This window comes from Chryseobacterium sp. Y16C (genome assembly GCF_022488405.1).
GTDB classification, from domain to species: domain Bacteria; phylum Bacteroidota; class Bacteroidia; order Flavobacteriales; family Weeksellaceae; genus Chryseobacterium; species Chryseobacterium geocarposphaerae.
Window position 1 is genome coordinate 4,321,562 of the sequence record NZ_CP092711.1, and the last position, 15,253, is coordinate 4,336,814.

Here is a 15,253-nt window from a genome sequence, read left to right on the forward strand (position 1 = left end):
ACTAAAAACAAGCAAGTTAATAGGTTAAATTTGAAGCAAACTAACTTCACTAAGTAAACATTTGCAAATATTCTCAAGCATTTTTAACATTTCTGGGAATGAAAGTATATTATTTGCGTATATTTAGCTCACTAATAATCTAAATAATATGAATTTTTCTTACGAAGAAATCTACTTTGATTTTGGACAATACGACACCTTCGTCACACTACGTTTTGACCGAAATTCTGATGAATTTAAAAAATTCGGGAGTGAGCTAATGGGAGTCTTCCGCTATACTCAACAGGAGCGAGAAGATTGTGAAAAAATTCGAGATACTTTCGCAATGCCACGCAACAATAAAAAAATTAAATTTATTCCTTCCGAACTCGAAAATTTATCAGAAGAAGATGTGATCTTTTTAGACAAAGAAGGAATTCAGGCAAGTAGTATTAATCTTGTGTCATTTTTTGATAGGAAAAGAGAGAATAGATTTAGTATAACCAAAAAAAAGAATATTGAAAATCAAATTCTAATTAAAGCTCCTTCATTTAGCGGCTGGGAGGAACTAAATAGAGTAAGGTTCGGATTTTTAAATTCTCTCTATAAAAAGGGAACTAGATTAACACCTAAGCAAAAAGCTGAATATTGGGCATTTAGAACGCACTTAAACATTGGTATACAGAGGCAGAAGATTATCAAGAATTTTTAAAAATAACCGATCAGAATTTTAAGGATGAGGTCAGATTAATAGAACTTGAAACAAAACTTCAGGAGTTGACAATGACTGAGCCAGAAGTTACTGAATTCGTAAAATTGAGTGTAGATAAAAGATTGCATAAAAAAAAGGTAATTGATTTAGAAATTCAAAAGTCTCATGAGAAGATAAAGGAAATTGCAGATCATTACGAGGTGCAATTGGAAGAATTGAAAAAGGCTTGCTATAAGTTTGATGAAGAAATCATTGCATTAGGTGAGATCCCTATCTATTTACCTTTTGACCGCTTTGTCCATATTTATGCGCGACATACAAGCGAAACTCAGATAGGTGATAGATTTAGTGGGAAAACTGTATTTCAATACAAATATGAAGATATACTACACGTACTTAAAATGGTAGTAAATCAGGATAGACAGAATATACAAGAATTCTTTCGCCAAAATCCCGAAATGGCATATTTAAGAATGGGACAAAGAGCTATTTATGTTGATGGAACTTACTATCGACTACAAATAGAGCCTGATGGAAGCATAAAAGACTTCCACCCCTATAATAATAACGAAGAAAAGGAGGCTGATAAACAAAATTAATTTTACTAATGACCACTGTTGAGCAGGTAAGGGTATTTGTGTCATGCCCTGGAGATGTAACTCCTGAGAAGGAAATTATCAAGAAAGTATGTAAATCACTTAGTCAAGACCTCCAAAGAAATAATGTTAACATACACTTTGAAGTACTTGATTTCAAAGATATTGTTGGTGCGTGGGGCGGAAGGCCTCAAGAAGACATTAATGTTAGATTTAAAGATTATGATATCTACATTGGATTGCTATGGATGCGATTTGGGTCTCCGAGTGGTGGATCTGATCCGCTAACAGGAAAGCCATATGAATCAGGAACAGAGGAAGAGTTTTCCATTGCTAAGACAAATTTTTTAGCGGGAGCTAATATTAAGATCTATTTTTTCTTTAAAGAGCCTAGGGCAACAAGAGGAAAGGAAGAAGTAGAGTCGCTATTAAAGATTGAAAATTTTAAAGAAGATATTCAAGCGGGATGGTACAACACTATTCCGAACTCTGAAGAGTTTCCTTTTAGAATTTACTCAATATTGAATGACTTTGTTTTTGGTATAAGAAACAATAACATTAAAGCAAAAAAAGAAGATTTTTTATTAGACCTCGAATACATCAGAACTGATTTTAGCGAGATTAATATAGATAGCTTCACGAAATATGCTGTAGTATTGGAGGATGCTATTAAACGTACTGTCAGTCAATTTGACCATAGCAAAGAGAGAACCAATTTGTTTTATATCGAAAGACAAGGAGAAGATCTTCAGAAAGTCGTTGAAAAGCAAAGCAGAATAGTCTTACTGGGTAATGCAGGATCAGGAAAATCCACTGAACTTTCAAATCTTGCAAAATACTTTACACAGAAAGATTCGATTTTTGTCCCTGTGTTCCAAAAGATGAATACTTATGTTGATGAAAATCTTGAAGACTTTCTACCACTAGGTTGGGAAAAGATACCAGAAAGCACCTGCCTTGTAATTCTAGATGGCCTTGACGAAATACAACCATCTAATTTTAATACAGCTGTAAGAAAAATCTCAACTTTTTTTGCGAGGCATCCGGAGATTAAATCTGTTATTTCTTGTCGGACAAATTTCTATGACCTTCCTACTGCAACTTCGCCTGGAACACTTACGGATTTTTCAGTTTACTTCATAGATGATATTGATTCGGGAAAGATAGAAAATTTTGTAAAGGCACATTATTCGGTTAATGCTCAGACTTTTCTTCACGAAGTAGAACAAAATGGCTTTAGAGATCTTGTTGCACAGCCGTTCTTTCTTCAGGTGCTACTACGAAAATATAAATATAAGGGCGATCTCAATATCAGTAAAGTAGAGTTACTAAAGGATTTTATAGAAGAGCGCTTTGATTTTGATAAAAAGCACTTTACTATTTTAAGAGATAAAAAGGACTATGTCATGAGGTTACTTAAAAAAGTGGCTTTGACTATGGAATACATGGGCACAAACCATATATCTTCAGATGACCTTCAGAAAGTATTGCCAAATCCTGATGATATCGAATTATTACGTTTTTCTACTGCTTTCAAGAATGACGAGAAAAATCCTTCATATTGGGGTTTTGAACATAATAATATCCAGGAATTTCTGGCTGCAAGCGTGTTGGAAGAAATGAATGTTGAGCAGATAAAGGAAAGTATCTCTTTTAATAAAAAACGTATTAGACCTAGCTGGGTAAATACGCTGTTTTTTCTAATGAGCATTATTGACAACCAACGAAGAGATATCCTTATTAATTGGATACTGGATGTTGAGCCTGAAATTTTGATAAAAATAGAACCTGATAAAGTGGATTCCAGAACGAGGTTCAAGATATTCAAGAATATATTTGAACACTATAAAAAGCTCGATGTTTGGATTGATTCGAATAAGTTTACACGACAAGAGCTTTCAAGATTTCCCAATGCAGACAATGCCAGCAAATTCTTACTGGAAGAGCTGTCGGATATGAAAAACTCTATCCAGGCCAGATTGAATGCTATGGATCTTCTCAAACATCAGAAGCTCAATAGCGAGCAAAAAAGAGTTACAGAAAATGTTCTGCGTGCCTTCATTTCTGAAAATGAAGATAATCCACATACTATTAATGCTGCAGTAAACACGTTGACATGCCTTGGACTTGGTAGTGCCGAAGTTTTGGAGTATCTGATGTCTCTTTTTGCAGCTCGGAAAAATCAATATATCAGGGCGTCTATTTACAAAATGATTCGAGCAACAAAACTTGAGAATGTTTACATAGATTATTTCATCGAAGGTATCAGCATCCCCGACAAAGATGCTGATAGAGAAGAGACGATGTTAATGGATGAATACAGTGAACTTGTTAAGTTGATTGATGCTGATCTTTCAATAGATAGTCTGAAAAAATTACTTAGTTTATTGAGGGACAACTCCGCAAAATCATGGTATTTTTATGATTATCACTATCGTCTTTTAAATAAAATTGTTGCGGATTGTGCTAATGTTTATATAGAATGTCCGGAGTTGTATAATTTGATGTTTGATATCTATATAAATTACGCACAAACAAACGATTTGAAGGCGACGAGTGCAATTGTAGAGTTTTTTGAGAAGACTGGCACTAAACTTAAAGCTTACAAAGAATTGTATGGTAACACTAGATTATTAAATTATCAGAAATCTCAATTGTATGTAAGATTACTTGATAAAGATGTGACTGATAGTCTCATAAATGACTATACTTCGCACCATTTGAATAATAAGGAACTTTACGATTTTTACAAAAGTGTAAAGTTCTATAGTAGTGAAGCGGAGCAGAACAATATACAATATTTGGAGAAGCAAATTAAAGAAACCTCTGACCTCCTTGACAATATAGAAGAGATTGATTACAAAGAACTGAAATTGGCTTATGATCGACAGAATCTCTCTTTATACTTTGAGCCAGAAAATGTAAGAAAAGAAATTATCAGCTTTTTTGAAAGAAATAATATCGATGAGCTTGATTGGAGTACTCTTTATAATTACAAAAAATATGACTTTACTGAAAAAGCAGAAATGGGAGATGCTTCGTTTGATTTATTATCTTTATTTCTGCGGCAAAGAAGACAGCTCACTCTTGATAATTTTTCAAAATATACCGAGGACATAGAAATGCTGAAAGATTATTTGTTTAGAACCCTAAAAGAAAAATTAAGTCAAGAGGATTTTATTCAAATTACTCCCGAGCAAAAAGATAAATTACAAATATGGGTTACGGAAAGAATATCTACCACCAACATAAAAAATGCAGTAAAAGTTAATGAGATTGATAGGAACAAGATTAAATTTGATTTACTTGCACAAACGCTTTGGTTTTACATAGAGAAATTTGATATTTCCGTCGAAACTGAAAAGATTCTTGATTTTACTACATTTGATGATCCTGCGAACAATTCCCGGAACTCTTTGGATTTCGCTGTTATTGAAAAGCAAGTCGGTGCAGAAAATATACAAAAGAGAATAGTTTCCAATTTGCAGGTAGGCATTGATTATGATATTGCTTGGGTTAACAATGCTATTTATGCGTTAAATAATAAACTTCAAGAAGCCTACCGGTTTATTGATAACGAATTGGCAAATCCGGAAAGACCTGATTATTATAGAAGTCAAGTCTTGGAAGTCTATCAAACAACAATAAAAGATACTATAATGCTTTCAAATCTTCTGTATAGAGTAAAAGCGGAACCTTTTAGGTGGAAATTAATACAAATTTTGTTTGAGTACGAGACAATGCGGGAAAGTATCATTATTCTGCTCCGAGAAATCATGCTTAATAAAAATGAAAATGATTATCAAAAGTTCACTGCTTCTCATTTTCTTACCAAGGCTGGAGATTCCCAAGGAACTAGATTTTATCTGGATTTTTTAATTGCAAATAGTGGTAGTGATGATTTTGACTACATTTTTGAAATATCTTCTCTTGTTGAAATAACCGACCCTCTGTTTTTGCCGCAATTAATGCAGCTTTATAAAATAGGTAGAATAGCAGAGGAAAATGATGAATTGAATCGACTTGCGTCCGCAGTTGCTGAGGTTCTTCTTAATTTGGCATTAGCAAGCGAAAGCAATTTGCAGCTTGTTAAGAAATATATCTTGGAATTTATTGAAGAAAATAGTGAAAAAATTAAGGACATTAAATATATGCATGCTTTTATTGAGCGAATGGAGTTTCAATTTTATTTAAGCAAATCGCAGATAAAGGATGTCAATATTGCGCTAAAGGAAGTGAGCAAAATACTGACTTTGGGAGTCTAGTTCTTCTAGCAACTATTACTATAAAATTAAATTTTTCTGTAATGAAAATTCTAAATAATGCCGTCGAGGCAATCCAAATAGGCCTTGAAGATTATAAAAATGAAGATCCTAGACGAGCACAATCTGCGTTAAGAAATATCTTTGCCGGAATACTTCTTTTATTTAAAGAGAAGTTGAGCAGAATGTCACCTAAAGATAGTGATGAGGTTTTGATTAAAAAGGATATAAGACCTGTTTTAAATTCCGAAGGAGATGTGTTATTCAAAGGCAAAGGAGATAAAACAGTTGATGTTTCACAAATACAACAAAGATTTGCTACATTGGGTGTGAGGGTAGATTGGTCGGTTCTCAACGAGATAGTTGTGCTTCGAAATACTATCGAACATTATTACACAGAAAAGCCGCCATCAGTTATCAATGAAATTGTTTCAAAGTCTTTTAAAATAATAAATGATTTCTGCAAAAACCATTTAGAGGAAGAACCAATTGAACTTTTTGGTATTGATTCTTGGAGCGTTTTTTTAGAAGCAGATGATATTTATGAAAAAGAAAAAAAAGAAAGTGTAGAATCTCTTTTTAAAATAGATTGGACATTTCCCACTCTTACTGGTGCAATTGAACATCTTAGATGTCCGTCATGTGCGTCGGATCTCATTTATGCCATACAAGAACAGAAATATGAACCAGCCAGGGAAATGACTTTAAATTGTAAAAAATGTCAAAATGAATTTGATTTTGAAGATGTCATTGAGGAATGCGTTAAAGAAGAATTGATGGGTTATGCTTATATGGCAGCAACCGAGGGAGGAGATGATCCATATGATGAATGTCCTGAATGTGGTATGTCAACCTACGTCTTTTCAGAAGAATGCTGCCTACACTGCGGGTATCGGCAGAAACCAGCAAGTTGCTTAGTTTGTGGAACTATACTAGATCTTTACGAAGCATACGAAGGTGATCTATGTTCTTATCACAAATGGTCAATGGAAAAATCAGATTGAATACTGGCAGTTTCAACTATTCGTAACAGATCATGTCCTGTTATTACAATTTATAATTACCTTTTTCTTCCCAGCGGAGGGGAGAGGTTTTGCAAAAGTTTTTCATTTTGGAACTGCTGCGAATTTACTTTTTGAACAGCTTTAAATATAGTTTTGTTTTCGGTCGCACGTTCCTTGATAAAATCAATTTCTTTATTGATTTTCATTCTTTCCTCTTTCTCTTTTTTGTACTGAACTAGTAAATGTATTTTAATATCTGGAAGATCCTCTAATTTTTTATCCAGCTCTGCAATTATGGTTTCAGTAGCTTTTGTTTGCTTTTCAATTTCATTAACATTCACCCCTTTCGTAGCCAATTCTTCTATAACCTCAGTAGCTAGCGCTTTGGCAGCATCAATAGCTTTCTGATAGTTTGGCAGCTGATCGGTCCAGTACTCTGCATTTTCTCCCGCCTCTTTTGAATAACCTAATATCCTGTCATAACTTTGTTGCGCTCTTGCGACCTCCTGTTGAACCTTAGTAAATCCCTCATATTTTCTTAATACAAATGCAGAATCCGCTAAAAACTTATTTTTCTCACTTTCAATTTTCTTTTTCATCAGTTCGATTTCAATATTTGCCCTGGTTTCAGGGTTTGTAATGATGGCGGTTTTGAGCTCCTGTGTGCTGATATCAGAAATATCAAGGACATCAGCACCTTTCTTCATAGCTTCAAGGTACCTTGCCTGTTTTGATTGCAATTTCTGTAGCATAAATACATCAATACTGTCATTGGTAAGCATAAAGTTAACTCTCACATTTTCGTGTCTGTTACCCTGTCTCCAGGCACGTCCTTCAACTTGCCTTAATGTGGTAAAGTTGTATGGCAGTGATAACAGATAAAGATCAGTGGTATTTTCCTGCAGATTCATTCCCTCTTGGATGGCTTCACTACCGATAATAACTTTTATTTTTCCGATGTTAAAATCATTTTGTATCGATATTCTTTGACTTTTACTAGTCGCGCCTGTAATTACGCCTATTTCTTCAGGTTTGTAACCAATGTTTGTTATAAGGTATTCTTTCATCCTTGGAAATTCAGCAACAGCTAGCTCAGAATAGATGATTTGTCCCGCTTCCGGAATGTCATGCTTATTCTGCCGGATCAGATTCATTGTTTCATTCAACTTAGGCGAATTTTCAATAAATTCTTCTACTGAAGGAAATTCCCCATTATAGTACGGCGACAAGTATGGTGAAATAGCAATTAGCCTCGCATTGAGAATATGAGTGAGAATAGCACCTTTTTCCCTATCATCGAAATTTTCCGTCAGAAGACTATACTGTTCTTGGGTCAGGTCATTTTGCTCAATTTTATATTCTTTATTAATTTTAGTAGGGCGGATGAGTTCAGGATTATCTTCTTCACCTTTTATGTCGATAAATTCTGATAAAAGCTGCTGAAACAAAGAATTATTTTTGAACCTACGAACATTGGTTTTGAACTTCACATCACCTTTCGCATCGATCTCCATATCGTTGTCAGCCTCCATAAACGTTTCAAAGAAGGTGTTGACAGTGAAATAACCTGATTCTTCCAGACGTTTATTGGCTATCAATGAAAGGATCGAATAATATTCAAGGGGTTTGTTAGTGAATGGAGTAGCGGAAAGTAATGTGACATTCCTACCGTCGTATTTCTCCTGAATATATTGCGCCGCCATCCAGGTATTGATGCCTAATTTGGAAGTTTGCTGATTCTGGCTTCTAAAGTCAGACGAAAATCTTCTATCCTCAATTCTAACTTTACCTACAATATGATTAGCGTTATGAACTTCGTCGAAGGTGATATGGTCAAAGGCAAAGTCTTCCCAATCGTAGATTTTTCCGCGTTTCATTTTACCCTCCACTTCTTTGATTTTCTCCATTCCTTTTTGGAAATCTCTTTCGCTGATGGAATTTACACTTCGTAATTCGCTTTCTGATATGTAGGAAAACTTAGAGGAAAGATCCAGGGTGATACTTTCTGAAAATCCGATATTGTTAAAGCCTTCATAAGTAACGATTGTAATCTCCCCATTTTTGTTATCAAATTTTGACAAATCATAATCCTTACCCAGATTGCCAAGCACATTGACCTTGGCATCAGGTATCGTTTCAAAAATCGTTTCCACCCATTGTTTAAGAATACTATCGTTCGGTACAATGATCAAGGGTCTTTTAGAATTGCCACGTTCCATTGCTTCGTGCATCGAAAGGATTCCGGATAATGTTTTTCCAAATCCCACTTCGTGCGCCAGTAGACCGACACCTTTTGTTGTCAGTCTTCCTATGCCCGCTTTTTGAACCTCAGTTAATCTTAATTCTTGTCCTTTGAAATTTTTATGGATTTTTGAAAAGAGAGGAAATCTTGAATAGTCAGGAACGTGGATATTGTTGTAATTCCTATTAAACTCTTTGACAAATCGTTCCCGAAGTTCATTCGATAACTCTTCCCGGATGAATTTCTGAAAAAGGTCATTAGCGGCGGCTTTTCTTCTTTCCCTTATGAGTGCGTTTCTTTCTTTGTCAGTGCCCGTTACCGTATCGTTATCAACAAATTGTCTGACTTCCCACGACGAAGATCCCTGAAACGCATCGCTTGATAAAGTCCCAACAAAATCTTTAAATTTTTCTGCCAGATTATAATCTACAATAGCGACTTCGCTGAGCTTGGTATTATAGTTATATCTTTCTTTTTCTACCTGCCCCAATGCGAACTGATGCACAAATTCGTGATTGGGGCTAATATATATTTCATCTATCGATTTAGGTTTCGGAAGAACACATTCAAGTAAAGCTTTCTGCTTTAAATATTGAGCTTCGGAATATCCTTCGGAAAAGGAAGCTTTAAAATCAATTTCTAATTGCTCTAGTTTTTTATAAATGTTTCCTTCGGCATAATAAAAGTCGTGAACCCATTTTCCGTCGATGAAATTGCCATATTGATGATGCTTACCGTTTTTATTTAAGACTCCTTCATAACTCGTGTCTTGAAAAGCTGCCAGTTCCTCAGGCGAAATATCAGAATTGCTCTGAAGAGAAGTATTAACGATTTCATCTTTTTTGGAAAACAAGTACTTTAATACTCCTTTCTTTATTTCCGGTTTAGTCTGAATCCTATACTCGGAATCTTTTTTTGTTTGGTGGGACTGAATGATTCGATCAGCCTTTTCAAGAATTTCAGATAGCTGTTCCTGATTAAATTTTTTTGGATTTTCGGATAATTGACCTTGTAGCTTTTTATATTTCTCAATCACCTTTAAAATTGCAGGTGATTTGAATTTTATATCATTAAGATTAGAAAGCGCTGCATCAATCTTATTCTGAACCACTAAAAAAGCAATTTCAGTTGTTTTTCCCGGATCACTTTTTTCGGCTGAAGCTATATTGTCTACTTGCTTTTCTGGTTCCAGGTTGTCATACAACAAATCTTCGAAAAGGTTTCCTATCCGTTCAGTTTCCTTTACTGCTTGAAGCCTTTGTAACTGACTTAATGCTTCGTCAAGGTTTCCGTGAACGTAGAGTTCCATTCTTCCAAAACGATTCGATCTTTCGCGGATTTCGCCCAGAATATTTTGGGGATTCCTTTCAAAATGGTCAGAAATGTTATGCGCGATTATCTGGCTGTCTTTTCTAAGAATAATAATATCAGTCCCAACCTGTGTTCCTGCAAAGGCTCCGGTCGGTAACCGGAAAGCTTTAACAAGTTCAGCATTTTTAAGATTATTCTGGCGGTTCAGCCAGCCGGAAGGAAGAACCATTGCTAAGATTCCATTATGTTTCAAAACATCCAGACTACGTTTAACGAAATAGTCTTCGTATTTAGAAATTTTCGGTTCTTCACCCAATCCTTTATAAAAACCTCGATGCTCTCCATACGGGGGATTACCTATAATGAGGTCATAATGTTGATAGAAATCTTTTTTGTTTCCTTTCTCATCGATAAATTCTGTTTCAAAAGAACGCACATTAATAGACGTTTCGGGGTGTAGAATTTTAGCAATTTTTGCTGTAGTTTCGTTGATCTCAAAAGCAGAAATCCTGACATTCGATGGAAGTTCTTCCGCTGCATAAAGAAAATTTCCAGTGCCAACACTTGGTTCCAAAACGGAAATTACAGTCTGACCTTTGAATTGATCTTTAATAAGGTTTCTAACAGCATCTACAATTTTTCCGTCAGTATAATATTCGTCAAGTATCCCACGACCTTCCTTGGCTATACCACCGCTTTTAAATTGACCACAAATGTCTTTTAATTCATCGGTAATCGTGATGCCTTCATTAATGAAGATTTCTCTACTCTCAGAAATAAAACAAGTTGCGGACACTACTTCTGCAACTTGTTCATTGGTCAGCTTTTGACCCTTATATTTTGAAATGATAGTTTCTAAATCTACCTCCTTTGTAGAAGGTCCGCTTATTTCGGAAAATCGTCTATCGTATCTTCCTGCATTGGGCGCAATTCTCCCGGATATGATTCGCCCCACGGAATATTTTTGCTCAGCATCTTGCGATTCTGTTGCGTCAACGGTTCCCCTTTCTGATTCTCCGGATCTGAAACCGTGCCGTTGTGGGCCTGCAAGTCCATTTCCAGCATTTGGGCTGCCCACATTTTGTCTGCCTCTGTAATTTCTGTTTTGTTGGGATTGGATTTCATCACCAATTCCGACAATGTTTTGTCCAGATGTTCCGGATTCCAAGTGCTTAGTTTCGGATAGTCCGCTTGATTTAGTTCTAGTTTCGGCATCTTCTGAGAGTTTTGTTTCAACTAAGTTAGAATTTATATTTTGTTGTTGCAATTTCTTTTCAAGATATGCAGTCAGATCTTTATTGCCATTTTGAGAAATTGTATAGACGTTACGAATATCTTTAATGTTCTTTTCCTTATATTCCAGAAGGATTTTAAGCGTTAGCGCGTCACCTGTTCTGGTACCTTCAAAACAGAGAAAGATCTTTCCATCGAAATTTTGAAAACGGTTCAGGAATTTCTTGGTATTGCTAGCTGTGTTAAGCGAAACAAGCGTCCTGCTATTGGATTGTCTGTTAATTTCTAACAATTTCTGGAATGACTTTACATCCTCATCTTTTGGAAAAAGGATCAGTTCATTTTTATTTCCTTCAATAATAGAAATGTCATTAGTTATAGGCTCAATCATTCTTACTTTTATTTACAAATTGATTAAATTCAAATAGTTCTTTGGCCTCCAGATCCCAGTCTTTTCTCGTAATGAGTTGAAGGGTTACGAAAATATCGGTCTTCTTACTATATGAGTCAATACGTTCAAGCCTTCCGTGATAATCTTTTTCCGCATGCCGGTACAGTGAATAGGGTAGGATAGTATCAGTAGGGTAAATATAAAAACGAGAGTAGTTCCAGGGAGAATTGATCTCAAAGCGTTTGTATTGTTTCCCAAACAAAACGGTGTCGGGCAGTTTTCTTCGATTCCGGTAATTCGGAATCCATTCTTTTGAAAATACGGCACCTGCTTTCTTATCAAATACCAATAGCGGTTTTTGCTTGAGCCCGATCTCTGAAAATATTGCAGTCTTTCTTTCGGAATCCAATGGATAATACAGAGAATCTTTGATCAGAAATAGCTGCTTATTGATTTCTGGGAATGACCGGTCAGGAACTATTTCTATTAGCTGATCTTGCGAATAGCTCATTTTAGAGATATGAAAGCTCTGCATTTGATCCAGTCCTTTAGACGCATCAAAGTAGACGTTCGAAATAATGTCGATTCCTCCTTTTTCGGATTTTATTTCTTTATGACAGGAAATTAAACCTAATAAAAATGCAGCGGATAATAGTGTCAATTGTAATTTCATCTTGTTTGATTTAAAAAAAGCGGCAAATCATCAGACTTGCCGCCTTCAGATAATGATCAGGTATTATTATCTTTTAATACTTTGCTCTTTCACATTGTTTTTTTCGTGCTTATTATCCTGTTCAAAACCTTCCAAGGGCTTATTGGTATTAAGCCGGTTCATATCATTATCATAGAGTTTAAGGTTTCTATTCTGGGGGTCAAGAATAGCCTTTCCTTCTATGACAGAATCCTCCTGCTTAAATTTTACTTTGACTATATTCCCTTTCTCCAAGGATTTTATGGCATTTTCTTTCCATTCTGGCTTATCGAAAATAAGACCAGCTTTGTCGACTATCTTATCGGTATCTACACCATATTTTTTGTAGAAGTTCTGAAACAGGTAGTTTCCTTTATCGGTTTTGGGCTGATTGAAGTCCAATTGGACAAAGGCAGGCTCTACCTGTTCGGTTTTAGGATTAAGAAATTCAATCTTAACACTTCGTCCTTCCAATAAATTAATGGCTTCCTTTGCCGTAAAGCTGCTTTCCCTGCTTACCGGAAAATTGTGAGAGCGCTCTTCATTGTTCTCATTGGTCAGTTTAGCCTGATATGAATTGAGGAAAATACCTCCTCTTTCGGTTTTGTTGAATTTCAATGTAAAGTCAACCTGGTTTCCAGGTAGACCTTTGTCCGAACCTGTTTTAATTTCAAATTGCTGTTCTTTAGCATTGATTCCTTTTTCAAGGTCTTTGTGAAGTTGTTCACCTTCGCCGAAGCCGAGGTATTTCATCTGGTCCTTCAGGTACTGTACCTGGTCGAAATCTTTTTGTGTTTCCATCATGTTTGAATTTTGATTGTTAAATTTTATATCATTCATTGTTAATATTCTGTGCTTTGAAAAAGTATTTTCGTCCATATAAATATTAAGGATTTTACCGCTTTTTAATAATTCATACGAAACGCCATACTGTGTTCTTTCCAATACTCCATATGCCAATTCATATTTGTCATTTTTTGACATCATATGACCATCGATGACATCCGGGATTTTGTCCAGTTGGTGTTCTGTAAGGGTATAATCTCCATCTGTTGTTCCGAATTCCTCTTGTTCTGCATAAGCTTTTCTTTGGTCTGCGGTAATCTCTAAGTTGTCCAGTATGAATTCGTTCTCTTTTTTTAATATCCTATAATTAAGTAGGTTTCTTTTTTCCTCTTCGGAAAGTTTTGGAGAGAGATTATTTTGAGCTGCTGATTCCCTTAAGTCCTTTTCGGCATCGCTTTTAAATTCGTCCAAACTTTTTGGAACATCATAAAAATCCTTCATACTTATCCATTCGTTATTGCCATAAGGTGATCGATATTCCTGGGTTTGAAGGTCATAGCTGTAATAGCTATGACCATCTGGACTCCTAAGGGAGCCACTTCCATCATCATAATCATTCCACATCCAGCCGTCCGGAAGATCTGACGCCGAAATCATATTTTCATCCCAGTTTGTCTCATACGGACGTGCGACAGAATCCATTCCTGACTTTTTGACCTCGGCTTCATAAGTACGGTAATGATGAGCCTGTTTTTCATCAATTTGCGTATAGGTCAAACCACTACTCAGTTCAGTCTTATTGCTCAACTCTTTTGCCCATACATCTGAAAGGAATTTTTGTTTATCTGCTTCGTTATCAGTTTCTCTATTCTTTTGAGAATGAATCTGAATAAATTTTTTCTCGCGATGAGAAAATTTCCTCTCACCATCACGGAAAAATATTTCAGGAGACGTATTTTCCATTTCTTTTACAAAATCCTTATAGGCACGTGTTAGGGGAGTAATGTATTTATCGTACCAGTTTAGGGCATTTGTAATTGCTGCAGGCGTTTGATCTTGATTAGTATAAAAGTCCTGTTTTTCAATATTCAGAGGCCGCAAATCAAACGGCTCCGCATCCAGGCCATAATCAAAGGTATAACCGATAGCCTCGCATTCTTCCTGAAAAGCTTTGCAATCATTATAATCGAGTCCTAAGTGGGCGGCTTTTTCCTGCCAATGGCCACAGACTGCTTTTAACTCTTCGGGCAGCAGGTCGTAATCTTCAAATAAATCCATTGCAATATTTATATTTTATGACTTGATATAGAAAGCAGAAGGTTATGTTAGGTCTATCTTTTAAACTTCCGTTTTTCTTCTTGCTGTTGTTCCTCATCCTCGATCATTTGATTGGCATCTTCGTATAGATCTTTATCGTTGACATTAAGCTCAATTTTAGAATTACCACTTTTAGCCATTTGCTTCTCATCACCAGATATGTTGTTTACGGAACCGATTTCTCTGGAAACGATATCGATATCATTTGAGATTTCTTTAGCGATCTGAGGGTATTGGTCAATTTTGTCGTAGAGGAAGTTTTTAAGCTTTTGCAGTTCAATTTTATAGCGGTTTAGCTCTTGCATATCCTTTTTATCCGCAATAATGGCTGTGAGTGAGGTGGCATTTTTAATAAAATCGAATTCCACTATTTTCCCATGTTCTTTGTCGAAAATGAAAGCCTTCTTTTCTATATTCCATTTGTCCGGTGATTTTGTTAATTCTTTGATGTCTGTGTATTGAACTTTTTCTTTGCTGGTTCTGAGAATTTCCGAGAGACTTTTGTCCCTTTCAAGAAAGATCACCTTCAATTGGGTATTATTGTCGGTGAGCTGAAAAGTAGCACGATTCTTATTGTTGTCAGCGACTATCGTATAACCACTCATAAACTTCTGGATATCATCAGCACTTAATTTTTTTGAAAATGTCAGGTCTTCGTCAATGATGCCGTAGGTTTTGAGGTCTTCAGTCGGTAGATTGTGATGTTGCATAATATGATATTTTTATTGT

At 35.6% G+C, this 15,253-nt stretch carries 8 protein-coding genes; 4 read left to right on the plus strand and 4 right to left on the minus strand.

All coding sequences use genetic code 11. The annotated features are described in order from the left end of the window. Positions 1–148 precede the first annotated feature (148 nt). The 4 genes from MKS83_RS19620 to MKS83_RS19635 all read left to right on the plus strand — a co-directional run bounded on the left by MKS83_RS19620 (position 149) and on the right by MKS83_RS19635 (position 6,553). On the plus strand, positions 149–691 hold the full coding sequence (locus tag MKS83_RS19620; RefSeq protein WP_240580974.1) for a hypothetical protein: 543 nt from the start codon (positions 149–151) through the stop codon (positions 689–691). A gap of 71 nt (positions 692–762) precedes the next feature. Beyond that, positions 763–1,290 carry a hypothetical protein gene (locus tag MKS83_RS19625; protein ID WP_240580975.1) on the plus strand — a complete coding sequence of 176 codons (528 nt, stop codon included), beginning with the start codon at positions 763–765 and terminating at the stop codon, positions 1,288–1,290. An 8-nt stretch (positions 1,291–1,298) separates the two neighbouring features. Next, positions 1,299–5,552 (plus strand): NACHT domain-containing protein, encoded by a 4,254-nt coding sequence (locus MKS83_RS19630; RefSeq protein WP_240580976.1) that lies wholly within the window; start codon positions 1,299–1,301, stop codon positions 5,550–5,552. A 41-nt stretch (positions 5,553–5,593) separates the two neighbouring features. Further along, complete coding sequence (locus MKS83_RS19635) at positions 5,594–6,553, plus strand: hypothetical protein (RefSeq protein WP_240580977.1); 960 nt, start codon at positions 5,594–5,596, stop codon at positions 6,551–6,553. Between the two features lie 56 nt (positions 6,554–6,609). On the opposite strand, the gene MKS83_RS19640 is transcribed toward MKS83_RS19635, so the two are convergent. The 4 genes from MKS83_RS19640 to MKS83_RS19655 form a co-directional block, all read right to left on the minus strand. After that, entirely contained in the window at positions 6,610–11,730 is a 5,121-nt protein-coding gene (locus tag MKS83_RS19640; RefSeq protein ID WP_240580978.1) for an Eco57I restriction-modification methylase domain-containing protein, read from the minus strand. Beyond that, positions 11,723–12,403 carry a hypothetical protein gene (locus tag MKS83_RS19645; RefSeq protein ID WP_240580979.1) on the minus strand — a complete coding sequence of 227 codons (681 nt, stop codon included), beginning with the start codon at positions 12,401–12,403 and terminating at the stop codon, positions 11,723–11,725. Before MKS83_RS19645 ends, MKS83_RS19640 begins: the two co-directional genes overlap by 8 nt. 66 nt (positions 12,404–12,469) lie before the next feature. Further along, positions 12,470–14,485 (minus strand): hypothetical protein, encoded by a 2,016-nt coding sequence (locus MKS83_RS19650; RefSeq protein ID WP_240580980.1) that lies wholly within the window; start codon positions 14,483–14,485, stop codon positions 12,470–12,472. A gap of 53 nt (positions 14,486–14,538) precedes the next feature. After that, positions 14,539–15,234, minus strand: coding sequence for a hypothetical protein (locus tag MKS83_RS19655; RefSeq protein WP_240580981.1), 696 nt, complete (start codon positions 15,232–15,234; stop codon positions 14,539–14,541). Positions 15,235–15,253 lie beyond the last annotated feature (19 nt).

Coding starts and splice junctions, on each gene's coding strand:
- MKS83_RS19650 (WP_240580980.1), bottom strand. CDS start 14,485: ATGGATTTATTTGAAGATTACGACCTGCTGCCCGAAGAGTTAAAAGCA.
- MKS83_RS19635 (WP_240580977.1), top strand. CDS start 5,594: ATGAAAATTCTAAATAATGCCGTCGAGGCAATCCAAATAGGCCTTGAA.
- MKS83_RS19625 (WP_240580975.1), top strand. CDS start 763: ATGACTGAGCCAGAAGTTACTGAATTCGTAAAATTGAGTGTAGATAAA.
- MKS83_RS19645 (WP_240580979.1), bottom strand. CDS start 12,403: ATGAAATTACAATTGACACTATTATCCGCTGCATTTTTATTAGGTTTA.
- MKS83_RS19655 (WP_240580981.1), bottom strand. CDS start 15,234: ATGCAACATCACAATCTACCGACTGAAGACCTCAAAACCTACGGCATC.
- MKS83_RS19630 (WP_240580976.1), top strand. CDS start 1,299: ATGACCACTGTTGAGCAGGTAAGGGTATTTGTGTCATGCCCTGGAGAT.
- MKS83_RS19640 (WP_240580978.1), bottom strand. CDS start 11,730: ATGATTGAGCCTATAACTAATGACATTTCTATTATTGAAGGAAATAAA.
- MKS83_RS19620 (WP_240580974.1), top strand. CDS start 149: ATGAATTTTTCTTACGAAGAAATCTACTTTGATTTTGGACAATACGAC.